The 22198-nt window shown below is 66.8% G+C and carries 22 protein-coding genes; 9 read left to right on the top strand and 13 right to left on the bottom strand.

Annotated elements, in window-relative coordinates:
• The first annotated feature begins 69 nt into the window (after positions 1-69).
• From ACSQ24_RS08565 to ACSQ24_RS08540, 6 genes are all read left to right on the top strand, one after another.
• A complete protein-coding gene (locus tag ACSQ24_RS08565; RefSeq protein ID WP_436094277.1) occupies positions 70-690 on the top strand; it encodes a TetR/AcrR family transcriptional regulator in 621 nt (206 codons plus the stop codon).
• Positions 691-796: 106 nt separating this feature from the next.
• On the top strand, positions 797-2212 hold the full coding sequence (locus ACSQ24_RS08560; RefSeq protein WP_436094276.1) for a circularly permuted type 2 ATP-grasp protein: 1416 nt from the start codon (positions 797-799) through the stop codon (positions 2210-2212).
• Between the two features lie 85 nt (positions 2213-2297).
• Positions 2298-3239 carry an alpha-E domain-containing protein gene (locus tag ACSQ24_RS08555; protein ID WP_436094275.1) on the top strand — a complete coding sequence of 314 codons (942 nt, stop codon included), beginning with the start codon at positions 2298-2300 and terminating at the stop codon, positions 3237-3239.
• Between the two features lie 39 nt (positions 3240-3278).
• Entirely contained in the window at positions 3279-4106 is an 828-nt protein-coding gene (locus ACSQ24_RS08550; protein ID WP_436094274.1) for a transglutaminase family protein, read from the top strand.
• 79 nt (positions 4107-4185) lie between these two features.
• Positions 4186-4935, top strand: a complete 750-nt coding sequence (locus ACSQ24_RS08545; protein WP_436094273.1) for a peptidase — start codon at positions 4186-4188, stop codon at positions 4933-4935.
• A gap of 143 nt (positions 4936-5078) precedes the next feature.
• Positions 5079-7268, top strand: a complete 2190-nt coding sequence (locus ACSQ24_RS08540; protein WP_436094272.1) for a putative bifunctional diguanylate cyclase/phosphodiesterase — start codon at positions 5079-5081, stop codon at positions 7266-7268.
• Positions 7269-7278: 10 nt separating this feature from the next.
• Here ACSQ24_RS08540 and ACSQ24_RS08535 read toward each other — a convergent pair whose 3' ends face one another.
• Complete coding sequence (locus ACSQ24_RS08535; RefSeq protein WP_436094271.1) at positions 7279-7875, bottom strand: exopolysaccharide biosynthesis protein; 597 nt, start codon at positions 7873-7875, stop codon at positions 7279-7281.
• Between the two features lie 81 nt (positions 7876-7956).
• Entirely contained in the window at positions 7957-8226 is a 270-nt protein-coding gene (locus tag ACSQ24_RS08530; protein WP_436094270.1) for an usg protein, read from the bottom strand.
• 182 nt (positions 8227-8408) lie between these two features.
• On the opposite strand from ACSQ24_RS08530, the gene bcsS reads away from it, so the two are divergent.
• The gene (bcsS, locus tag ACSQ24_RS08525) at positions 8409-9119 is read left to right on the top strand and encodes a cellulose biosynthesis protein BcsS (RefSeq protein ID WP_436094269.1); all 711 of its coding nucleotides are present in this window, start codon (positions 8409-8411) and stop codon (positions 9117-9119) included.
• A gap of 4 nt (positions 9120-9123) precedes the next feature.
• Here bcsS and ACSQ24_RS08520 read toward each other — a convergent pair whose 3' ends face one another.
• From ACSQ24_RS08520 to ACSQ24_RS08490, 7 genes are all read right to left on the bottom strand, one after another.
• On the bottom strand, positions 9124-10740 hold the full coding sequence (locus tag ACSQ24_RS08520) for an NTP transferase domain-containing protein (protein ID WP_436094268.1): 1617 nt from the start codon (positions 10738-10740) through the stop codon (positions 9124-9126).
• A gap of 13 nt (positions 10741-10753) precedes the next feature.
• Positions 10754-11446, bottom strand: a complete 693-nt coding sequence (locus ACSQ24_RS08515) for an XdhC family protein (protein WP_436094267.1) — start codon at positions 11444-11446, stop codon at positions 10754-10756.
• 4 nt (positions 11447-11450) lie between these two features.
• Complete coding sequence (locus tag ACSQ24_RS08510) at positions 11451-12080, bottom strand: LysE family translocator (protein WP_436094266.1); 630 nt, start codon at positions 12078-12080, stop codon at positions 11451-11453.
• A 12-nt stretch (positions 12081-12092) separates the two neighbouring features.
• Entirely contained in the window at positions 12093-12419 is a 327-nt protein-coding gene (locus ACSQ24_RS08505; protein WP_057188819.1) for an XdhC family protein, read from the bottom strand.
• A gap of 219 nt (positions 12420-12638) precedes the next feature.
• Positions 12639-13838 carry a vWA domain-containing protein gene (locus tag ACSQ24_RS08500; protein ID WP_436094265.1) on the bottom strand — a complete coding sequence of 400 codons (1200 nt, stop codon included), beginning with the start codon at positions 13836-13838 and terminating at the stop codon, positions 12639-12641.
• 202 nt (positions 13839-14040) lie between these two features.
• On the bottom strand, positions 14041-14415 hold the full coding sequence (locus ACSQ24_RS08495) for a nuclear transport factor 2 family protein (protein WP_436094264.1): 375 nt from the start codon (positions 14413-14415) through the stop codon (positions 14041-14043).
• A 103-nt stretch (positions 14416-14518) separates the two neighbouring features.
• A complete protein-coding gene (locus ACSQ24_RS08490) occupies positions 14519-15439 on the bottom strand; it encodes an AAA family ATPase (protein ID WP_436094263.1) in 921 nt (306 codons plus the stop codon).
• Between the two features lie 117 nt (positions 15440-15556).
• Here ACSQ24_RS08490 and ACSQ24_RS08485 point away from each other — a divergent pair, with 117 nt between their 5' ends.
• Positions 15557-15910, top strand: coding sequence for a SnoaL-like domain-containing protein (locus ACSQ24_RS08485; RefSeq protein ID WP_436094262.1), 354 nt, complete (start codon positions 15557-15559; stop codon positions 15908-15910).
• 177 nt (positions 15911-16087) lie between these two features.
• On the opposite strand, the gene ACSQ24_RS08480 is transcribed toward ACSQ24_RS08485, so the two are convergent.
• The 3 genes from ACSQ24_RS08480 to ACSQ24_RS08470 all read right to left on the bottom strand — a co-directional run bounded on the left by ACSQ24_RS08480 (position 16088) and on the right by ACSQ24_RS08470 (position 19883).
• Positions 16088-16894 (bottom strand): FAD binding domain-containing protein, encoded by an 807-nt coding sequence (locus ACSQ24_RS08480; RefSeq protein WP_436094261.1) that lies wholly within the window; start codon positions 16892-16894, stop codon positions 16088-16090.
• A gap of 17 nt (positions 16895-16911) precedes the next feature.
• Positions 16912-19275, bottom strand: a complete 2364-nt coding sequence (locus tag ACSQ24_RS08475; RefSeq protein ID WP_436094260.1) for a xanthine dehydrogenase family protein molybdopterin-binding subunit — start codon at positions 19273-19275, stop codon at positions 16912-16914.
• 107 nt (positions 19276-19382) lie between these two features.
• On the bottom strand, positions 19383-19883 hold the full coding sequence (locus ACSQ24_RS08470) for a (2Fe-2S)-binding protein (protein WP_436094259.1): 501 nt from the start codon (positions 19881-19883) through the stop codon (positions 19383-19385).
• 340 nt (positions 19884-20223) lie between these two features.
• On the opposite strand from ACSQ24_RS08470, the gene ACSQ24_RS08465 reads away from it, so the two are divergent.
• Positions 20224-21567, top strand: coding sequence for a methyl-accepting chemotaxis protein (locus ACSQ24_RS08465; protein ID WP_436094258.1), 1344 nt, complete (start codon positions 20224-20226; stop codon positions 21565-21567).
• A gap of 102 nt (positions 21568-21669) precedes the next feature.
• On the opposite strand, the gene ACSQ24_RS08460 is transcribed toward ACSQ24_RS08465, so the two are convergent.
• On the bottom strand, positions 21670-22122 hold the full coding sequence (locus ACSQ24_RS08460) for an SRPBCC family protein (RefSeq protein WP_436094257.1): 453 nt from the start codon (positions 22120-22122) through the stop codon (positions 21670-21672).
• Between the last annotated feature and the right edge of the window lie 76 nt (positions 22123-22198).

The following is a 22198-nucleotide window of genomic DNA, read 5'->3' as shown; positions in this document are numbered from 1 at the left end:
TAAGTTACTTTAAGTAGGAATTCGTTTTCCCTTTTGTCAAGCGGCCTTCGCCGGGAAACTTGAATCGACATGCCACCGACTTTCGCCGCCGCATCAGCCCGCAAGCTGCCGAAGCAGGAGCGCCGCGAGCAGCTGCTCGATTGCGCCCAGGTTATGGTGCGCGAGGAGGGGACCGAGGCCCTGACGCTGGCGCGTGTCGCCGAGCGCGCGGGTGTCACCAAGCCGGTCGCCTATGATCATTTCGGCACCCGCGAGGCGCTGATGATCGAGCTCTTCCGGCGCATCGACGACAAGCAGACGGCCCTGCTCGTCGACACGCTGAGGACGACCGCGGGCCGGCTCGATGCGATCGCCGCGACGATCGCCGCGGCCTATATGAGCTGCGCCATGGAGGTCGGAACCGAGTGGTACGCGCTCTCGGCGGCGCTGAAGGGCAGCGAGGCCATGGAAATCGTGCAGCGCGAACTCGCCGCCCGCTATGTCGGGATCTGGCGTGACGCCTTGACCCCGCACGCGACCCAGCTGCCGCCGGACGAGTTGAGCCTGCGCTGCACCGCCATCCTCGGCGCAGCCGAGGCGATTTCGCTCGAGCTGCTGCGCGGCCATATCGACCAAAGGCGAGCCGCGGCGACGCTGGCGACGCTGGTCACGGCGACGCTCCGCGCTCCGGTCTCGACGGCAGCGAGCTGACCCTGCCCAAGAAACAAGCAAGCCTCGCCAAAGTGCTTGGCAACAGACCTCTTTCCGAAGGCGAGCGAATGCGCATAGGCTACCTGAAATAGGGGAAGACGCCTGCATGGTCGCATTCGATGAGATGACGGGTGGAGAAGGCGGCCTGCGGGCGGCCTATGGCGAACTGGATCGCTGGCTGAAGGAGGCGCCGCCCGAGATGCTGGCGCTGCGGCGCAGCCAGGCCGAGCTGTTCTTCCGCCGCATCGGCATCACCTTCGCCGTCTATGGCGACGAGGAATCGACCGAGCGCCTGATCCCCTTCGACATCATCCCGCGGGTGCTGACCAAGCCGGAATGGACCAAGCTGGAAAAGGGGCTGCGCCAGCGCGTCACCGCGCTCAACATGTTCCTGGCCGATGTCTACGGGCCGAAGGAATGCCTCAAGGCCGGGATCATCCCGCCCGATTTGGTCTATCGCAACGCCTGCTACCAGATGCAGATGGTCGATTTCCAGGTGCCGCATGGCATCTACTGCCACATCGCCGGCATAGACATCGTCCGCGTCGACGCCGACACCTTCTACGTGCTCGAGGACAATGCCCGCACGCCCTCCGGCGTCTCCTACATGATGGAGAACCGCGAGGTGATGCTGCGGCTCTTCCCCGAGCTCTTCGCCACGCACCGCGTCGCACCGGTCGACAACTATCCCGACCAGTTGCTGGCGACGCTGCGCTCGGTCGCGCCGCGCACCGCCTCCTCCGACCCGACGATCTGCCTCCTGACACCCGGCCAGTACAATTCGGCCTTCTACGAGCACTCGTTCCTCGCCGACAAGCTCGGCGTCGAGCTGGTCGAGGGCTCGGACCTGCTGGTCAAGGACGACGTCGTCTACATGCGCACGACGCAAGGTCCCAAGCGCGTCGACGTGATCTACCGGCGCATCGATGACGACTTCATCGACCCGCTGGTCTTCCGCAGCGATTCCGTGCTCGGCGTGCCCGGCATCATCGGCGCCTACAAGGCCGGCAACGTCACGCTGGCCAATGCGGTCGGCACCGGCGTCTCCGACGACAAGGCGGTCTACAGCTACATGCCGGAGATCGTGAAGTTCTTCACCGGCGAGGAGCCGATCCTGAAGAACGTGCCGACCTATCGCTGCCGCGAGCGCGACGCCAACGCCTATGTGCTCGACAATCTCGAAAAGCTCGTGGTCAAGGAGGTCAACGGCTCCGGCGGCTACGGCATGCTGGTCGGACCGCACGCCAGCAAGGCGCAGATCGAAACCTTCCGCCAGAAGCTGAAGGCGCAGCCCGAGGGCTTCATCGCCCAGCCGACGCTGGCGCTCTCGACCTGCCCGACCTTCGTCGCCTCGGGCGTGGCGCCGCGCCATGTCGATCTCAGGCCGTACGTCCTCTCCGGCGCCAACGGCATCTCCTGCGTGCCGGGCGGGCTCACCCGCGTCGCGCTCAAGGAGGGCTCGCTCGTGGTCAATTCCAGCCAGGGCGGAGGGACCAAGGACACCTGGGTGCTCGATGCATGACCCCGCGGGAGCGCCTTCGATCCAGCCTCGTGCGCAGTCCGAGCACCCGCGCGAACCGCATCATGCCAGAAGACCGGACCTGATCATGCTTTCCCGTACCGCCGACAGCCTCTACTGGGTTTCGCGCTATGTCGAACGGGCCGAATACCTCGCCCGCATCCTCGACGCCACGACCCGCCTGACCAACCTGCCCTCCGCCTATGGCGGCGCCGGCACCGAATGGCAGAGCGCCGTCGCCACCGCCGGCTGCGAGGACACCTTCGCCAAGGCATATGGCGAGGCGAACGAGCGCAATGTCTGCGATTTCCTCAGCTTCAATCCCGACAATCCCACCTCGATCCGCAATTGCTTCGCCCTCGCCCGCTCGAACGCCCGCGCGGTCCGCACCGCGCTGACCTCTGAGATGTGGGACGCGCTCAACGGCGCCTGGCTCGAATTGCAGCGCTTCGAGCGCAAGCGCATGGATCGCGAGGAATTCGCGCGTTTCCTCGACTGGGTGAAGAACGTCTCGCTGACCTTCGACGGCTCGGCCTACCGCACCATGCTGCGCGACGACGGCTACTGGTTCTCGCGGCTCGGCGTGAATGTCGAGCGGGCCGACAACACCGCCCGCATCCTCGACGTGAAATACCATGTCCTGCTGCCGGAGACCGAACAGGTCGGCGGCTCGCTCGACTATTTCCAGTGGACCACGATGCTGCGCGAGGTCTCGGCGCTGACGGCCTATCACTGGGTCTATCGCCAGGCCGTCAAGCCGGTGCTGATCGCCGACCTCCTCATCCTCAACCGGCGCATGCCGCGTTCGCTGGCGAGCTGCTACGAGAACATCTCGCGCTTCCTCGACCAGATCGGCGACGCCTACAACCGGCACGGACCGGCACAGCGCCAGGCCCGCAAGACCTTGACCAACCTCGCCAACACGCCGATCGAGGCCGTGCTCCAGCGCGGGCTGCACGAGTTCATCGAGGACTTCATCACCGAGAACAACCGCCTCGGACACGTCATCGTCGAACAATATCTGCAATAAGGACCTCCCTTCCGCTCCCAAACTTGGATTCTTCGCCGCATGCGGATCCGGATATCCCACAGCATCGCCTACACCTACGCCGAGCCGGTACGCCAGCTTCGGCAGGTGCTGCGGCTGACGCCGCGCGACCATGACGGCCAGCACGTCATGTCGTGGCGCGTGGCGCCGAGCATCGACGGGCGGCTGCATGCCGGGCAGGATCCGTTCGGCAACATCATCCACGACTTCACCGCAGAGGGACCGATCGAGGGCTATACGATCGAGATCAACGGACTGGTTGAGACCATAGACCTCGCCGGTGTCGTCCGCGGCGTGACCGAGAAGGCGCCGCCCGACGTCTTCATGCGCGACACCCGGCTGACACAGGCGAACGAGCCGCTGCGCGCGCTCGCCGACAAGGCTGCCGGCCGGGATGGCAGCGACCTCACCAAGCTGCACGCGCTGCTGGAGACGATCCACGCCGAGATCCGCTGCATGCCGACGGCCGACCATCTCGGCATCGGCGCCGCGGCCTGCGCAGAGGCCGGCGAAGGCATCCCGCAGGACATCGCCCACGTCTTCATGACTTGCGCCCGCCTTTTGGGGGTGCCTGCGCGCTACGTCTCCGGCTATGTTGCAGCGTCGGATACGCTGCCCCACGCCGACGGCGCCCATGCCTGGGCCGAGGCTTATCTGCCCGATTACGGCTGGATCGGCTTTGACAGCGCCAATGGCCTCTGCCCGATCGACACGCATGTGCGGGTCGCCACCGGGCTTGACTATGCCGATGCCGCCCCGGTTCGCGGCGCCCGCACTGGCGGCCAGGGCGAGAGCCTCCTGGTCGAGGTCAGCGCCCAGGCGGCGAAACCGCGCTTCCAGGGACAATAACAGCGGCATCGCATTGCCGCTGTCACGACCGGCTGATACCAGCCTCACGTGCCATGTCGGCGCGCTGCGGAGACTGATCTTGACCTATTGCGCCGGCATCCTCGTCCAGGACGGGCTCGTGATGATCGCCGACACCCGCACCAATGCCGGGCTCGACGACATCTCGACCTTCCGCAAGCTGCACGTCTTCTCCTGGCCCGGAGAACGGACGATGGCGCTCGCCACCGCCGGCAATCTCTCCGTCACCCAGTCGGTCGTCAGCCTGTTGCATGAGGGCGTCCCTCACCCCGAGACCGGCGAGCCGGAGACCTTGCAGAACGTGTCTTCGATGTTCCGCGCCGCGCAGCTCGTCGGCCGCGCGGTCCGTCTCGTGCGCGCGACCGATGGCGAGGCGCTGCGCGACGCCGGGGTCAAGTTCGACATGTCCTTTTTGTTCGGCGGGCAGATTCAAGGCCAGCCAATGCGGTTCTTCATGATCTATTCGGCCGGCAACTTCATCGAATGCGGCATGGATGCGCCCTTCCTGCAGATTGGCGAGCACAAATACGGCAAGCCGATCCTCGATCGCGCCGTCACCTTCAAGACCCATCTCTACGATGCACTCAAGGTCGGCCTGATCTCGATGGACTCAACCATGCGCTCCAATCTCGGCGTTGGCCTCCCGATCGATCTGATCGTGCTCAGGCGCGACGCGGCTGCGCCCGAGCTCAACCGCCGGATCGAAGCCGGTGAACCCTATTTCCACGATCTGCGCGAACGCTGGTCGGCGGCGCTCCGAGCCGCCCATATGGCGATCCCGCGTCCGCCCTATGAGCCTGCCGGCGAGTAGCACCAATGGGCCGGTGCAGACGAAAAGAAATGCAACTTCGCTGATTTCTCGGCATCGCCGGAAACCGGATAGCAAGATTCCCCTGTCAAGGTCCGCCGTTAGCGCGCCGCCACAGGTCAGGGCCTTTGCCGACTCTCGTTAAGATGACGAACACAGAATCGTCGGCGCGCATGCTGACCCGCACGCTGGCGACGCTGGCCTGTGCGTTCGCTCTCGTGCTGGCGGCCGTTCTCGGCGTGATGTTCGCAATGGTCAGCAACGCCAACCAGATCGAGACGGTCCGGCAACGCGACCGCGTCGAGGCGGCTCTCACAACCCAGGTGCATCTGCGCCGCCTGCGCTTCGAGAATCTGCAGGCTGCCGGCGTATTGCAGCCGATCCTCAACAGCATGCTGCCGAACGCCACGCTGCAATGGGCTTTCGCCCAGCTGAGCAATCGTTTCCTGGACTTCGACGGCACTTATCTGGTCACCGCCTCGGGCCGCGTACTCGCGGGTGTCGAACAGCGCAAAACCGGGACGCAGGCGGGCTACGACGCCTTGCTGAGGCTGAGGTCCGACCTACCTGGCGGCGCCGAGCCGGCAGGATCGCGCGGCATCGGAACCGGCCCGGTCAAAGTCCTGCTGGTGCATGAGGGAACCGACACATTCGGGGTCATCGCCGCAGATCTGCGCACGCCCGACCAGATCGCCCGCCAGGACGATGGCCCTGAGACGGCCGCGTTCATCGTCGGCTATCGCAAGGTCGTCCAGGCTCAGCTCGATGAGCTCGGCACGCGCTATCGTGTCCCCCGGCTGGAGATCGTGACCGAGCGGCCGGCCGATCCATTGCGGCGGCTCGACATCTCCTCCCCCGACGGTGCTGTGCGGGCCTGGCTGAGTTGGACGCCGGAGCGCCCCGGGGACGCGATGATCGGCCAATTCGCCTGGGCGCTGGGTGCGGTCAGCATTCTTTTCGTCGCGCTGTTCGCCTATGTCCTGCATCGCCTGCGCATTGCCGCCCAGCAGATCGCATCGCGCGAGAGCCAGATCCAGCGCCTCGCGGGCCAGGACGAGCTTTCCGGCCTGCCAAATCGCCGGACCTTCGATCTCCGGCTGGACCAGGAACTCGCCCAGCTCGGCCGGACCAAGAGCGCGCTCGCGGTGCTGATGCTCGACCTCGACCGCTTCAAGGCGGTGAACGACACCTATGGCCACAATGCCGGCGACGAACTGATCCGTCAGGTCGCCAATCGCTTGACCACGATCTTGCGCGTCGGCGACACCGTCGCCCGCCTCGGTGGCGACGAATTCGGCATCATCCAGACACATATGGCCGCGCCGAACGCCAGTGCCACGCTGGGCCAGCGTATTCTCGATGCGCTGACCAGCCCCTTCGAGATCGGCGGCGTCGCCGTCACCATCGGCTGCTCGATCGGCATCGCCCACGCACCGCAGGACGGCGCCGACCGCAGCATGCTGCTGCGCCTCGCCGACACCGCGCTTTATCAGGCGAAGAACGAAGGCCGGAACCGCTACTCCTTCTTCGAGCCGCAGATGAACCGGGCGCTGCAGCTCAAGCGGATGGTCGAGGAGGATCTGCGCAACGCGATCGCGCGCGACCAGCTGCTGCTGCACTATCAGCCGCAGGTCTCGATCGACGGCACAACCATCATCGGCGTCGAGGCGCTGGTGCGCTGGCCACATCCCGAGCATGGCTTGATCCCACCATCCGAATTCATCGGCATCGCCGAGGAACGCGGACTGATCGTCCCGCTCAGCGAATGGGTGCTGCGCCGCGCCTGCGAGCAGGCCCGGCAATGGCCTGGCATCAAGCTTGCGGTCAACGTCTCGCCGATCCAGTTCCGCCACAAGGATTTCGTCGCCAGCGTGATCCGCATCCTCGAGGAAACCGGCTTCGACCCTGACCGGCTCGAACTCGAGCTGACCGAGGGCGTCGTGGTCGAGGATGCCGATGCGGCGGAAGCAGCGATGATGGATCTGCGCGCCCATGGCGTCAGCCTGGCGCTGGACGATTTCGGCACCGGCTATTCGAGCCTGATCTATCTGCGCCGCTTCGCCTTCGACAAGATCAAGATCGACCGGTCTTTCCTCGAATACATGGAGGCCACGGGCGAATCCGCGATCCTCGTCCATTCGGTCGTCCACCTCGGCCGGGCGCTCGGCCTGCGCGTCTGCGCGGAAGGCGTCGAGACGGCCGAGCAGCACCGCTTCCTGCAGGCGATCGGCTGCCACGAACTGCAGGGCTTCCTGTTCTCGAAGGGCGTGCCGCCCGAGGAGATCGACCGGCTGCTGGCGCTCGACCAGCCCTTCGAGCAGGCGCTCGCCGCCTGAGCGGCGAGGCTCAGAAGAAGCTCGCCAGCCAGCTCACCAGCGCATAGGCGAAGCCCGCCGACAAGGCGAGGCCGATCGCGCCGACCACGGCGCCGACGAGGATCAGAACACCGTCGCGCTCCACCAGGCCGAGCCCGACCAAGCAGACCGCGAGCCCGAGCGGAATCTGGCCGATGAACGGCGCCGCGACGATCAGTCCGAGCGCCAGGATCAGCAGCACGGCGCCGAGCACCGGCAGTGCAAACGGGCCACCGAGCATGGTCAGCCGCGGCTTCGAAAAGCGCTCGAGCCGGACCAGCAGCGGCAGGGCACGCTGGACGGCACGGGCGAGATCAGCCTGGGCGATGCTGCGGTTGAGCAGCCGCTGCGGCAGCCAGGGCGTGGCGCGCGCCATCAGCATCTGCGCGGCGACGAAGGCGAGGACCAGGCCGCAGACCAGCGGGATCGGCGGTGGCATCGGCAGGCAATTCGGCAGGCCGAGCAGCACCACCAGCAAGGCATAGGCCCGATCGCGCAGCGCCGCGACGATGTCGCGGACAGCAATGCGCGGGCCCGGCAGATGGGCAAGCGCGAGCAGCAGTCCGGAGGTACGCAAAAGGGAGGACAAGAGGCTCGCCAGGCGATGAGCAGGGCCTGCGGCCTAGCATGCCAGGCGCCGGGCCAACAACCCCGCCGCGGCGCATGGCCGTCAGTGCAACGTCAGCACGCCGTTCACATTCACGATCTCGGCCGGGCGGATCAGCCTCGCATGCGCCACCGTGATCGAATGCAGCGGCCCGTCGAGCTCGCGGCGCCAGAAATCGAGGAATTTGTGCAGCTCCGGAAAGCGGGGAGCCAGGTCGTACTCCTGCCAGACATAGGTCTGCAGGAAGTCGGGATGATCCGGCATCCGATAGAGGATGTTGGCGGTCGTCAGCCCGTAGCCTGCCAGCTGGCGGATGAAGTCCTGCGAGACCATGACCGATGCGCTCCTTTGACGAGAGAACAATGAGCCGGCTGTCGTCAGGGTGAGGCGCGATGGTTAACAAATGCTTGCAGGAATTTGGCCAACTGCCACACTCATGACGTGTAGCGACACCGCCCGATCACAAGGGCGGGAGGGGCGTTGGCGTGGCGTGGGGGGTCGCGAGCCGATCAGGCATGTTCGCGCGAGGGATCGTCCTCGCGAGCACGCTGCTGTCATCATCAGCGAAAACCGACCCCGCCTTGCACGAGCGGCCGCCTTTGTCGGCAGTCATGTTCGGATCTCTGGATGCAGGCGCTGGCAAGATTCACGGCGCTTTCGGCATGAAATATGCCATCGGTGGCGACGGCCTCGATGCCAGCGGCTTCAGACTCAGTCTCGTCTCGGGCGCAAGTACCGAACCCGCGCGCCGTCGGCCGACGCAAGGCAGCCTGTACAGAAGCGATGTCGGCGCTCTGCTCGGCTATGAGTGGCGAATCCATGACAGCTTCGTCACCGTGTCGGTGGGACCCGACCTTGAGACTGCATATCTGACATGGCGCGCCTGGCGCGCTATCGGCCAGCGTATCGGTCCTCGAATCCAACTGGATATGTGGGCTGCGCCCGACAGGAACTCACTGATACAGGTCAACGCCTATGCCGTAGCGGCCGGCAGCGGGCGCTCGGGTGCGCGGGTAGCAGCAGGTTGGAGGATGGCGCAGCAGCTCTATCTCGGCCCGGAAGTCGAGCTCTATCGCGAGCGTGACTACTTCAAAGTACGACTCGGCATGCACCTCACCGGCCTGGAGTTCTTCGGCATCACCTGGCGACTATCGGCAGGCGCGCAGAAATCCAGAGATGACAGGAATGAGATCTACGCAACCCTGGGCTTCCACTGGAAGCGTTGAGCCCTCAGTTGCGCGGCCCCTGCCCTGTCAGCGCCCTGAGCGCTTCCGGCGTATCGATGTCGAGCGCGATGGCGGGATCGTCGAGCGCGATCTCCTCGACCGCATCGCCGGCCGCATCGAGCAATCGCCGCGCGCCCTGGTCGCCATTGAGCTTGGCGACCTCCGGGAAGATTGCCCGCGACAGCAATACCGGATTGCCGCGCTGGCCGAGCAGCGTCGGCGCGACCGCGAGCGCGTCGGCCCGGTCGGCGAAGGCCTGCGCCAGCCGGTCGATCACACCGGCGGTGACGTTCGGCATGTCGCCGAGCGAGACGACGACGCCGGGAACGTCCTTTGGCAGTGCCGCCAACCCCGCCTTGAGCGAGCCCGACAGGCCCTCGGCGAAGACCGGGTTGTGCACGACGGTGACGTCGAGCCCGGCGAGCGCGGCACGGACCTCGTCCTGCTGATGGCCGGTCACGACGATCACCGGTGCAGCGTGCGAGGCGAGCTGCGCCTCGACCGCGTGCCGCACCAGCGGCTTGCCGCGGACCTCCTGCAGCAGCTTGTTGCCGGCGCCCATCCGGGTCGAGCGCCCGGCGGCCAGCACGATGCCGGCGACGGGCGCGGCCTCGCCACGGCCGGGTGCACGCGGCTGCGGCCGCGAGACGATCTCCATCAGGAGCCCACCAACGCCCATCTTCTGGATGTCGGCGCGGCTGACGGGCACGCCCGCAAGGCTGCGCTGCAGCACCCAGTCGAAGCCATTCTCCTTGGGTGAGCGGGCGCAACCCGGCGCGCCGATCACCGGCTTGCCACCCAGCGTACCCAGCATCAGCAGGTTGCCGGGATCGACAGGCATGCCAAGATGCTCGACCGTGCCGCCGGCCAGGGTCAGGGCTTGCGGCACGACATCGCGCCGGTCGGTGATGGCCGAAGCCCCGAAGACGACGACGAGCTCGGCCGGGCCGGCCACGGCCTCGCGGATCGCCTCTGCCAGCGGCGGGCTCTCATGCGGCACACGCCGGTCACGTTCGATCGTAGCGCCGGCCGGCTCGAGCCGCTCGGCCATGGTGCGCAAGGTCTTGTCGACGACGCTGGTCTTCAGGCCAGGCAGCAAGGTCGAGACGACCGCGACCGATTTCAGCCTGTACTCGGCGATCGCGATCGGCCTGTCGGCGCCGAGCCGCTCCAGCGCCTCGGCGATGCGCTTCTCCGGCACGGCATAGGGGATGATCTTGACCGTGCCGACCATCTCGCCGGCGACGACCGGCTTCAGCGCCGGCAGGGTCGCGACCGTGATCGCCTCGTCGACGGCGTTCAGCGCGTCGATCACGGCCGTATCGATCCGCAGGATGCCGGGCGCCGCGGCGAACAGATTGACCCGGCCGGTGAACGGCGCCTCGGTCACCACCGCCCGGCCTGCCAGCGCCCGCGCCAACTGCTCGGCCGCCGTGTTCTCGTCAATGTCACCGGCCTCGAACTGCACGGCGACGATCTCGCTCAGGCCCGCTGCGGCGAGCTTCCGCGCGTCCTCCTCGCCGATCGTCGCGCCCTTGCGCACGATCACGTCGCCGGCGCGCACGGTGTGGGCGGCGACGGCGCCGGCGGCCTCGGCGATGGGAACGGGACCGAACTTCATCGGACGCAATCTCTCAAGCGGGCTGGCGGCGCGGGCCGCGCAACGCCTGCACGATCTCGCCGAGGATGGCGAGCGCGATCTCGGCCGGGGAGACCGCGCCGATATCGAGCCCGATCGGCGCATGGATGCGTTTCATCTCGGCCTCGCCGAAGCCGGCTGCAGCGAGCCGCTCCAGCCGCTTGCCATGCGTCTTCCGGCTGCCGAGCGCGCCGATATAGAAGCAGTTCGAGCGCAGCGCCGCGATCAGCGCCGGATCGTCGATCTTCGGATCATGCGTCAGCGCGACGAAGGCGGTGTAGCCGTCGAATGGCACACGCTGCAGGGCCTCCTCCGGCCATTCCGCCAGCAGGGTCACCTCCGGGAAGCGCTCTTGCGTGGCGAAGGCGGTGCGCGGATCGATGACCGCGATGTCGAGATCGAGCAGCTTCGCCATCGGCGCCAGCGCCTGCGAGATATGGACGGCGCCGGTGACGACGAGGCGCAGCGGCGGCGCCTGCACGGTCAGGAAATAGGCTTTCCCATCGACCTCGACAGTGCCGCTCTTGCCGCTGCGCAGCTGCCTGTCGAGCACCTCGGTCAGCGGGTCGCCGGCAAGATCGGCTTCCTTCACCAGCCGCTGCTCGCCCGAGCCGAGCTCGGTCACCAACACGGTTGCGCGCCGGGCGGCGCGCTCGGCGTTAAGCGTGGACAGAAGCGAAAGGTCCACCGCGTCAACCCTTGTCTGTCGCGAGCTTGAGGCCGAGCCCGATCATCAACGAGCCGCCGAGCCAGCGCCCGAGCGCGAAACCGGCGCGGCTCGCCTTCATCATCCTCATCACCAGGCTCGCGCCGAAGACGGTGACGAGATCGGCCGAAGAGAAGGCGAAGTTGACGATCGTGCCCAGGATCAGGAACTGCGCCCAGACCGGCAGCGAGGCGGCGGGATCGACGAACTGCGGCATCAGCGCGATGAAGAACAGCGCGACTTTCGGGTTCAGAACCTCGACGATGAAGGAATCGATCAAGGCACGCCTGACCGTCTTGGCCGGCGCCACCACCATCTCCCCTCCGCCCAGCCTGGAGCGGATCATCCCGATGCCGAGCCAGACCAGATAGAGCGCGCCGGCGAGCTTCACGGCGACATAGAGCTCGGGCACGTGCTTGAACACCGCCGACAGGCCGAAGGCCGCAGCGAAGACGTGGACATAGCAGCCGAGATGGATGCCCAGCATCGCCATCAGCCCGGCGCGCTTGCCGTGGGCGATGGTCTGCGCCGCCGTGTAGAGCAGCGCCGGGCCGGGGAAATAGGCGACGAGCAGCGTCAGCGTCGCGAAGGCGAGAAGGGTTTCCCAGGAGGCCATAGCTGCGTTTCCTTAAGCCCGAACCGGCTCGACATAGACCTTGATCCGGCCGCCGCAGGAAAGGCCGACCTGCCAGGCGGTCTCGTCGGCGACGCCGAATTCCAGCGTGCGCGGCTTGCCATCGGCGATGACGTCGCCAGCTTCGGCGACGACCGCGCCCTCGACGCAGCCGCCCGAGACCGAACCGAGGAAATTGCCCTCCCCGTCAATGACGAGATGCGAGCCGACCGGGCGCGGGGCCGACCCCCAGGTCTCGACCACGGTAGCGAGCGCGACCCCGCGCCCGGCCTTGGCCCAGGCCTCGGCGGTCGCGAGGATGTCGGTGTCGGTGCTGATCATGGCTGTCGCTTACCGCTCATCTGAAAATCGTCTTGCAGAACGCCGACCTGCCCCCTCTCCCCTTGCGGGAGAGGGTTGGGGTGAGGGGTCGCGCCACCCTGTCCGTCGGCCCTTGTGAAAAGAGCGGACACGTCGCGAGACCCCTCATCCGTCTCGGCTTCGCCGAGCCACCTTCTCCCGCAAGGGGAGAAGGGAAGCCCGCGCTAGACAGATCATGCCTCAACCCGCTTTCTTCAACCACTGGCGCGGATCGGTGACCTGCCGTGCGTCGGACGACAGCGCTGCGCAGAGATCGGCCATTGCCGCGAGGTTGTGGATCGGCCGGAACTGGTCGACATGCGGCAGCATCGTCCGGATGCCGCTGGCGCGCGCCTCGAAGGCGTCATAGCGCAGTAGCGGATTGAGCCAGGTCAGTTGCCGGCAGGAGCGGTGCAGGCGGTCCATCTCGAACGAGAGATCGGGGCCGAGATGGCGCTCCAACCCGTCGGTGAAGAGCAACACCACCGCCCCGCCCGCCAGCACCCGCCGCGACCAGACCCGGTTGAAGGCGTGCAGTGCCGAGGCGATGCGGGTGCCGCCCTCCCAGTCCGGCGCCGCCTTGCCGGCCAGCGCCAGCGCCTCGTCGGGATCGCGGGCGCGAAGCATGCGCGTGACATTGGTCAATCGCGTGCCGAAGACGAAGGAATGCACGCGCCGGCGCTGCTCGGTGACGGCGTGCAGGAAATGCAGGAAGATGCGCGAATACTCTGCCATCGAACCTGAGATGTCGACGAGCGCGACCAGCGGCGGATGCACCTCGGCCCGCTCACGGAAGGCGAGATCAATCGAGGCGCCGCCGCCGCGCAGCGAGCGGCGGAAGGTCCGGCGCGGATCGATCCGCGCGCCCGCATGCGCCGCCTGGAAACGCCGCGTCGGCACGGCATCGTTCGGCAACTTCAGCTCTCCGATGAGCTGTCGCGCCTTGGCGATCTCGGCCGCGCTCATCTGGGCGAAGTCGCGCGATTTCAGCGTCTCGCGCTCGGAGACGGTCAGGCGGGCGGTAAGTTCGGTCAGTTCGACCGGCGGCTCCTCCTCGCGCGGCGGCGGGGTGAAGGCTTCCGCAACGCGCAGCGCGCCCGCTTCCGGCTTCTGCGGCCCGCTGTCGACCCGCGGCGTCACCGGCGACATCTGCGCCATCAGCTTCTCGATCAGCCCGCGCCGGCGCCAGAACAGCCGGAAGGCCTGGTCGTAGACCGCCGAATCCTCGTGCTTCTTCACGAAGATCGCATGCAGCGCCCAGTAGACGTCGTCGCGGCCGCCGAGCGCCCCGTCCGCCAGCGCCTCGACCGCCTCGACCACCGCGCCCGACCCGACGCGCAGGCCGGCGCCCCGCAAGGCACGGGCGAAATAGGCGACGTTCTCGGCGAGCTTGCCGGTCATGCCGCAGCATCGCGGAAGCGGGAGCGGCCTCCCTTCTCCCGTATGGGAGAAGGTGGCACGGAGCGCCGGATGAGGGCCTGCCATTGCCGCGGGAGGCGCAACGGTGATGCCATTAGCCAATCCTGAAAGGGCGGTCCCTCACCCCTGCCCCTCTCCCACCCGGGAGAGGGGTTCCCCGCGCCTCTCATCGCAAGCGTAACTTTCACGCTCTCGTCTCGGTCATGAACACCTTCTGGGCCACGAGCCATTTGCCGTCGACCTTCAGGAAGGAGAGCAGATCGGTGAAGTAGCGCGGCGGCATCTGGCACTTGACCTTGACCAGCGCCATCGTTGGCCCGATCAGATCGATCGCCAGGATGTGGTCGCCGCGCTCCAGCCCGGTCTCCTTCGGCGATTTACGCCCCCTCACCGCCTCGAACCATTGCTCGCGCGGCACGACCTTGAGTTCGCCACCCTGCGACTGCGTCAGCGCGCTGGTCGGATGGAAGACCGAGCCGAGCTTCTCGACATCCCCTTCATAGAGCCCGTCGAGATAGGTCCAGGTCGCAGCTTCGATCGCCTTGATGTCGTCGTTCATCGCTTGCTCCGTCATGCTCGGGCTTGTCCCGAGCATCCACGCCTTGCGACGCGGATGAAGGGAAAGACGTGGGTGGTCGGCACAAGGCCGACCATGACGGCTCTCATCCCCGCGCCGCCTGCTTGGCCTGGTCGAGCAGTTCGCCGACCTTCGAGCCCTGCATCGCCTGGATGTCGTCCTGGTATTTGAGCAGTGCGCCCAGCGTATCGGAGACGATCGCCGGATCGAGCGCCACCGCGTCGAGCTCGACCAGCGCGCTCGCCCAGTCGAGCGTCTCGGCGACGCCCGGCGCCTTGAACAGCTCCTCCTTGCGGATCGCCTGCACGAAGGAAACGACCTGCCTGGCGAGCTTGGCCGGCGCGCCCGGCGCCTTCGCCTTCAGGATGGCGAGCTCGCGGGCGGCGTCGGGATAGCCGACCCAGTGATAGAGGCAGCGGCGCTTCAGCGCATCATGGATCTCGCGGGTGCGGTTCGAGGTCAGGATCACGATCGGCGGCTCGGCCGCCTTGATCGTGCCAAGCTCGGGGATCGTCACCTGCGCATCGGCCAGCACTTCGAGCAGGAAGGCCTCGAAGGCCTCGTCGGTGCGGTCGAGCTCGTCGATCAGCAGGATCGGCGCGCCGCCCTCCTGTGGCTCCAGCGCCTGCAGCAGCGGGCGCTTGACCAGATAGCGCTCGGAGAACAGGTCGCTCTCCAGCCGCTCGCGATCGCCGGCGACGCCGCCGGCCTCGGCGAGGCGGATCGCCATCATCTGGCCGGCATAATTCCATTCGTAGACGGCCGAGGCGAGATCGAGCCCTTCATAGCATTGCAAACGGATCAGCCGGCGGCCGAGCCCCATGCTGAGCACCTTGGCGATCTCGGTCTTGCCGGTGCCGGCCTCGCCCTCGAGCAGCAGCGGCCGCTTCATTCGTAGCGCGAGGAAGAGCACGGTCGCCAGGGCCCGGTCGGCGACATAGCCCTGCGCCTGCAGCAAAGAGAGCGTGGCGTCGATCGAGGTCGGGATGCGGGATGAAGTCAGCATCAGCGAGGTCTAGCGCGGCAGCGGCAGCGACGGAAGCGACGCCGGTGCAGGGCGCTCTGCTGTCATGATCGGGACGGGGTTTCGGTCTACCATCGTGCCCTCACGGAGGACACGCCAATGACAACCCAGGATGTCGCTACGGATTTCGTCGCTCTGCTGAAGGATGGCAAGCACGAGCAAGCAGCCGCCGCCTATAATGCCGACGACATCGCCAGCTACGAGAACATGCCGGGGCCGATGGCCGAATGCCAGGGCAAGCAGGCGGTGAAGGGCAAGGGCGAATGGTGGGTCGCCAACCACGAGGTCCACGAATTCACCACCGAAGGCCCCTATCTCAACGGCGACCAGTTCGCGGTGCATTTCTACTTCGACGTCACCGTCAAGGAGAGCGGCGAGCGCCGCAAGATGCACGAGATCGGGCTCTACACCGTCAAGGATGGCAAGATCGTCGAGGAGCGGTTCTTTTATTGAGGGGCCCCAGCGGCATGCGCGACCTGCCCCCTCTCCCCTTGCGGGAGAGGGTAAGGGTGAGGGGTCGCGCGACGCCGACCGCTGACTTCGCGTGACATTCCAATAGCGTCCCAACCTCCGCGACCCCTCATCCGGCGCTTCGCGCCACCTTCTCCCGCAAGGGGAGAAGGGAGAGGCTCAGGTCTTCCCCGTCGCCTGCGCCACGGCCTGCTTGGCCATCACGCCGATCAGATGGGCGCGATACTCGGCATCGGCGTGGATATCGCCGTTGATGCCCTTGGCCGTGTGCTTCAGCCCATCCAGCGATTTGGCGGCGAAGCGCGCCTTCAGGGCGGCCTCCGCTTCCGGCCAGCGGAAGACGCCGCCCTCACCCGCCCCGGTGACCGCAACCGCGACCTCGCTGCCGCGCTTGGCGACGAAGACGCCGACCAGCGCATAGCGCGAGGCCGGATTGCGGAACTTGGCATAGCCAGCTTTCGACGCGACCGGGATCGAGACCTTGATGATGATCTCGCCTTCTTCCAGAGCGGTCTCGTAGAGCCCGCTGAAGAACTCGGCAGCCGGGAGCTTGCGCTTGTTGGTCACCACCGTCGCGCCGAGCGCCAGCAGCGCTGCCGGATAGTCGGCCGCCGGGTCGTTGTTGGCGACAGAGCCGCCGATCGTGCCGCGATGGCGCACATGCGGATCGCCGATATGGCTGGCGAGAAAAGCGAGCGCCGGAATCGCCTCCTGCACCGCCGGCGAGGCGGCGACCTCGGCATGGGTCGTCATCGCGCCGATGACGAGATTGCGGCCCTTATGGGCGATGCCCTTGAGATCGGCACAGGAGGAGAGGTCGACCAGCGCGCTGGGCGAGGCCAGGCGCTGCTTCATCGTCGGCAGCAGCGTGTGCCCGCCGGCCAAGAGCTTGGCGTCCTCCTTCTTGGCGAGGAGGCTGGCGGCCTGTCGCGCGGTCGCCGGGCGGTGATAGGTGAAGGCGTACATCGTCTCGTCCTTTCAAATCACTCGGCAGTCATGCGGCTGAGCGTTTTCTGCGCCGCGCGCCAGACGGCCTGCGGCGTCGCCGGCATGGCGATCTCCTCATGGCCGAGCGCGTCGGTGATGGCGTTGATGACTGCGGGCGGCGAGGCGATGGCGCCGGCCTCGCCGCAACCCTTGATACCCAGCGGGTTCGACGGGCATGGCGTCACCGTCATGCCGACCTCGAAGGACGGCAGGTCGTCGGCGCGCGGCATGCAGTAGTCCATGAAGCTCGCGGTGACGAGCTGGCCGTCGGCATTGTAGCGAGCGCCTTCGAGCAGCGCCTGGCCGACGCCTTGGGCGATGCCGCCATGAACCTGGCCCTCGACGATCATCGGATTGATGACATTGCCGAAATCGTCGACCGCGGCCCAGCGCTCGATCCTGGTGATGCCGGTGTCGGGATCGATCTCGAGCTCGCAGATGTGGACGCCGGCGGGGAAGGTGAAGTTGGTCGGGTCGTAGAACGCCCCCTCCTTCAGCCCCGGCTCGAGGTCCTGGCCATTGAACTTGTGCGCGACATAGGCCTGCAGCGCACAGGAGCCGAAATCGAGCGTCCGGTCGGTGCCCTTGACGGTGAAATTGCCGTCCTTGAAGTCGATATCGGCCTCGTCGGCCTCCAGCACGTAGGCCGCGACCTTCTTGCCCTTGGCGATCACCTTGTCGATCGCCTTGAAGATCGCCGACATGCCGACCGCACCCGAGCGCGAGCCATAAGTGCCCATGCCCATCTGCACCTTGTCGGTGTCGCCATGGATGATCGAGACGTTCTCCAAGGGCACGCCGAGCCGGTCGGAGACGAGCTGGGCGAAGGTCGTTTCATGCCCCTGGCCGTGGCTGTGCGAGCCGGTCAGAACCTCGACCGTGCCGATCGGATTGACCCGGACCTCAGCCGATTCCCATAAGCCCACGCCGGCGCCGAGCGAGCCGACCGCGGCTGACGGGGCAATGCCGCAGGCCTCGATATAGGCGGAGAAGCCGATGCCGCGCAGTTTGCCACTGCGCGCCGAATCGCGACGGCGCTTCGGAAAACCTTTGTAATCGATGATCTCCATCGCCTTCTTCAGCGAAGCGCCGTAATTGCCGGTGTCGTACATCATGATCACCGGCGTCTGGTGCGGGAACTTCCGGATGAAGTTCTGCGTCCGGAACTTGGCCGGGTCCTTGCCGAGCTGGCGCGCCGCAACCTCGACCAGGCGCTCGACCACGAAGGTCGCCTCCGGCCGCCCTGCACCGCGATAGGCATCGACCGGGGCGGTGTTGGTGTAGACCGCGTCGACCTCGCAATAGATCGCCGGGATGTCGTATTGGCCCGAGAGCAGCGGCGCGTAGAGATAGGTCGGCACCGAGGAGGAGAAGGTCGAGAGATAGGCGCCGAGATTGGCGGTGGTGTGCACCCGCATCGCCAGCATCTTGCCGTCTGCGTCCATCGCAAGCTCGGCATGGGTGACGTGGTCGCGGCCATGCGCGTCGGAGAGGAAGGCCTCGGTGCGATCCGAGGTCCATTTCACCGGCCGACCGACCTTCTTCGCCGCCCAGACGCAGACCGTCTCCTCGGCATAGATGAAGATCTTCGAGCCGAAGCCGCCGCCGACATCCGGCGCGATCACTCTGAGCTTGTTCTCTGGCGCGATGCCGATGAAGGCCGAGAGCACGAGGCGCGCCACATGCGGGTTCTGGCTCGTCGTATAGAGCGTGAAGGCGCCCTCGCCCTGGTCGTAGTCGCCGACCGCGGCGCGCGGCTCCATCGGGTTCGGCACCAGCCGGTTATTGACGATGTCGAGCCTGGTGACGTGCTTCGCCGCCTTGAAGGCCGCCTCGGTCGCAGCCTTATCGCCGAGATGCCAGTTGAACACCGTGTTGTCCGCCGCCTCGGCATGGACCTGCGTCTTCGCCTTTGCTGCGCTCGCCGTATCGACCACCGCCGGCAGCACGCCGTAGTCGACGACGATCGCCTCGGCCGCGTCGCGCGCCTCAGCCAGCGTCTCGGCGACGACGACCGCGACATGGTCGCCGACATAGCGGACCTTGCCCTGGGCGAGCGCCGGATGTGGGCCCGCCTTCATCGGCGAGCCGTCCTTGGAATGGATCATCCAGCCGCAGATCAGCCCACCGACCTTGTCAGCGACGAGGTCATCGCCGGTGAAGATGCCGAGCACGCCCGGCATCGCCGCTGCGGCCTTGGTATCGATTGTCTTCAGCGTGGCGTGCGCATGCGGCGAGCGCAGGAAATAGGCGTGGGCCTGGCCCGGCCGGTTGATGTCGTCGGTATAGCGGCCCTGGCCGGTGATGAAGCGATGATCTTCCTTGCGGCGGACGGGAGCGCCGATTCCGGTGGCGGACATGGATTCCTCCTGGCGTGGCGCCTCTTGGCGGGCGCTATCAGCATGTTTCGGGGATCACATCGGAAGCAGACCGCGCCGGTCCTGCCGAGCGCAGCCTGGGCAGCACGTTACTCGGCGGCCTGGCGGATCGGGGCAGCGCCCTTGCCCATCGCCTCGGCGCCGGCAGCGACCGCCTTGACGATATTATGGTACCCGGTGCAGCGGCAGATATTGCCGTCGAGATCCTCGCGGATGGTCTTCTCGTCGAGGCTGTTGCCGCGCCGGTTCACGATATCGACCGCCGCCATGATCATGCCCGGCGTGCAGAACCCGCATTGCAGGCCGTGATGCTCGCGGAAGGCCTCCTGCATCGGGTGCAGCGCCCCGCCATTGGCCAGGCCCTCGATCGTCGTCACCGAGGCGCCCTCGCAGGACAGCGCCAGCGTGGTGCAGGCCTTCACCGCCTTGCCGTCGAGGTGGACGACGCAGGCGCCGCACTGGCTGGTGTCGCAGCCGACATGCGTGCCGGTCAGCCTGAGATTTTCGCGCAGGAACTGCACCAGCAGGGTGCGCGGGTCGACAGTCGCGGTGACGGGCTTGCCGTTCACCGTCATCGACAGATTGGCCATGGGGCACTCCTCCGAAAGCCTGTTTTTCCGGCGCGGCCCACGACATCTCGATAGGTCACGCGATTCGCTCGCTGGCCCGTTCGGCGCCAACGAAGAATTTCCTTGGAACAACTTCAAAAAGCAGTGTGGACCCGGGATTTTCCGCGGTCAAGCGGACACCCATTCCGCAGATGCGCCCGTTTGGCGGCGTTTTTGCATGGTTTTGGACGGTCTGGCTTCAAAGGCGACCTGCCGCGCGTCGCAACTACCGAGCGAACGCTTTGCGGAATCTTAACTACGCATGCCCAACATCCCCCGTTGGAATGACGATCTCCGATCGTCGCGCTCACGGATGGCGCGGTTGGCCACAATCCTCGAACACGTCCAGCGTCGCCTGCAGGCGATCGGCTATGACGAGCGCCAGCGCCAGCGCTTGCGTCGCTATCGTGCCCTCATCGATCGCGTCATCATCGACGTCGTCGAGCAGGATTTCGCCCGCGCCTTCGCCATCCACCCGATGCTGAAGCTGGCGGTCGAGCCGGTCTCAGTCGAGCTTTTCGCGGCAGAAGCCGCCCATTTCCGCCTGCTGTTCGAGGGCGATTTCGATCAGCACTACTGCGACTCGCTGGAACGGCTCACCCTGCTGGAGCGGCATGGCCAGGTCGGCGCCCGCGCCCGCGCCTCGATCGCCTTCACCCTGTTCCGGATCATCCTGGAGGAGAGCCGGACGCGGCTGGTCTTCTCGCGGCGCGACGTCCCGCGCGACCTCTTCACCATCGAACGGGTGCTGACTTATGACGTCAACACCGCCATGTCGCTCGACCGCGAGTTCGAGGCGGGCGAAGCGCGCCGCCGCGGAGTTGCGCTGGACGAGGTCGCCGCGACGCTGACCTCGCGCATCGGCCAGCTCGATGGTGCGATCAGCAAGGCGGTCGATCTGTTCGTCGAAACCGCCGACGAAACCTCGGCGGCCAGCAGCTTCATCAAGGATCAGGTCGGCTCGGTCGCCCAGACCTCGCTGCTGGTGCGGGAGAAGGCGATGCAGACCGCGGCGGCGACCGAGGAGATGTCGGCGAACATCGCCGAGATCGGCCAGCGTGCCCGCCAGAGCCTTGAGATCGCCAATCGCGCCGTCGCCGACGCGCAGGCGATGGATGGCGCGATCGCAAGGCTGCGCGACGTCACCCGCAGCATCGAGACCGTGGTCGGCATGATCGCCGACATCGCCGCGCAGACCAATCTGCTCGCCCTCAACGCCACCATCGAGGCGGCCCGCGCCGGCGAATCCGGCCGCGGCTTTGCAGTGGTCGCGGCGGAGGTGAAGTCGCTGGCGACGCAGACCGCCTCGGCCACCCAGGAGATCGCGGCGCAGATCGCAGAACTCTCGGCCAGCGCCGAAGCCTGCGGCATCCGCGCCACCTCGATCGGCGCGACGATCGGCGAGATCAAGGCGGATTCGGAAGCGATCTCGGATGCTGTCGCCCAGCAGAGCAGCGTCACAGGCGGCATCGCCCGGCACGCTGCCGAGGTCGCACACGGCTCGGACGAGGCGATCGACAGCGCAACCCGCGTCAACGACAGCATCGGCAAGACCGAGAAGGCGCTGGAGCGCGCCAACGCCGCAGCGGCCGACATCGCGCTTCAGGTCGGCGCGGCGGAGGCGACCGTCAGCCAGGCGCTCGCCGCGCTGCGCAAGGCCTCGTAAGGCTCGTCGTCATTGCGAGCGTAGCGAAGCAATCCAGACTCGTAGCGCTCTGCCGCCCCTGGATTGCGCCGTCGCCATGCGCCTCGCAATGACGAGATGGACTCAGCCCTCGCTCACAGCCTTGGCGAAATTGGCGAAGAACTCGTCGGCCAGCTTCTTCGAGACCGAATCGATCAGGCGCGAGCCGAGCTGCATCAGCTTGCCGCCGACCTGCGCCTCGACCTCGTAGCGCAAGAGGGTCTGCCCGCCCTCGGCATCGTCCAGCATGACCTTGGCGCCGCCCTTGGCGAACCCCGCGATACCGCCCTCGCCTTCGCCGACGATGCGGTAGCCGTTCGGAGGATCGAGATCCTGCAATTCGACCTTGCCCTTGAAGGTCGCCTTGACCGGGCCGAGCTTGACCTTCACCACCGCCGAGAAATGCGTGTCGTCGTCCTTGACGAGCTGCTCGCAGCCGGGGATGCAGGCCTTCAGCACCTCGGCATCGTTGAGCTTCTCCCAGACCACCTGCTTGGCCGCGGGCAGCACCGCCTCGCCGTTCATCGTCATCGCCATGGCGTCGCTCCTCACGGTTCTCCCGGGCCGCTGACATGTTGCAGGCGGACCGGCCTCGGGTCTATCCAAGTTCACC

Source organism: Allobosea sp. LjRoot237 (assembly GCF_964253285.1).
Classification (GTDB): domain Bacteria; phylum Pseudomonadota; class Alphaproteobacteria; order Rhizobiales; family Beijerinckiaceae; genus Allobosea.
Note: the sequence above shows the minus strand (reverse complement) of the source record. Positions and strands in the feature narration are given on the sequence as shown.

Excerpts from the sequence above, each read along its gene's own strand:
- ACSQ24_RS08510 (WP_436094266.1), bottom strand. The coding sequence starts at position 12,080 with ATGGCCTCCTGGGAAACCCTTCTCGCCTTCGCGACGCTGACGCTGCTC.
- ACSQ24_RS08565 (WP_436094277.1), top strand. The coding sequence starts at position 70 with ATGCCACCGACTTTCGCCGCCGCATCAGCCCGCAAGCTGCCGAAGCAG.
- ACSQ24_RS08475 (WP_436094260.1), bottom strand. The coding sequence starts at position 19,275 with ATGTCCGCCACCGGAATCGGCGCTCCCGTCCGCCGCAAGGAAGATCAT.
- ACSQ24_RS08540 (WP_436094272.1), top strand. The coding sequence starts at position 5,079 with ATGACGAACACAGAATCGTCGGCGCGCATGCTGACCCGCACGCTGGCG.
- ACSQ24_RS08460 (WP_436094257.1), bottom strand. The coding sequence starts at position 22,122 with ATGGCGATGACGATGAACGGCGAGGCGGTGCTGCCCGCGGCCAAGCAG.
- ACSQ24_RS08530 (WP_436094270.1), bottom strand. The coding sequence starts at position 8,226 with ATGGTCTCGCAGGACTTCATCCGCCAGCTGGCAGGCTACGGGCTGACG.
- ACSQ24_RS08505 (WP_057188819.1), bottom strand. The coding sequence starts at position 12,419 with ATGATCAGCACCGACACCGACATCCTCGCGACCGCCGAGGCCTGGGCC.
- ACSQ24_RS08480 (WP_436094261.1), bottom strand. The coding sequence starts at position 16,894 with ATGTACGCCTTCACCTATCACCGCCCGGCGACCGCGCGACAGGCCGCC.
- ACSQ24_RS08555 (WP_436094275.1), top strand. The coding sequence starts at position 2,298 with ATGCTTTCCCGTACCGCCGACAGCCTCTACTGGGTTTCGCGCTATGTC.
- ACSQ24_RS08550 (WP_436094274.1), top strand. The coding sequence starts at position 3,279 with ATGCGGATCCGGATATCCCACAGCATCGCCTACACCTACGCCGAGCCG.
- ACSQ24_RS08485 (WP_436094262.1), top strand. The coding sequence starts at position 15,557 with ATGACAACCCAGGATGTCGCTACGGATTTCGTCGCTCTGCTGAAGGAT.
- ACSQ24_RS08470 (WP_436094259.1), bottom strand. The coding sequence starts at position 19,883 with ATGGCCAATCTGTCGATGACGGTGAACGGCAAGCCCGTCACCGCGACT.
- bcsS (WP_436094269.1), top strand. The coding sequence starts at position 8,409 with ATGTTCGCGCGAGGGATCGTCCTCGCGAGCACGCTGCTGTCATCATCA.
- ACSQ24_RS08520 (WP_436094268.1), bottom strand. The coding sequence starts at position 10,740 with ATGAAGTTCGGTCCCGTTCCCATCGCCGAGGCCGCCGGCGCCGTCGCC.
- ACSQ24_RS08500 (WP_436094265.1), bottom strand. The coding sequence starts at position 13,838 with ATGACCGGCAAGCTCGCCGAGAACGTCGCCTATTTCGCCCGTGCCTTG.
- ACSQ24_RS08560 (WP_436094276.1), top strand. The coding sequence starts at position 797 with ATGGTCGCATTCGATGAGATGACGGGTGGAGAAGGCGGCCTGCGGGCG.
- ACSQ24_RS08490 (WP_436094263.1), bottom strand. The coding sequence starts at position 15,439 with ATGCTGACTTCATCCCGCATCCCGACCTCGATCGACGCCACGCTCTCT.
- ACSQ24_RS08495 (WP_436094264.1), bottom strand. The coding sequence starts at position 14,415 with ATGAACGACGACATCAAGGCGATCGAAGCTGCGACCTGGACCTATCTC.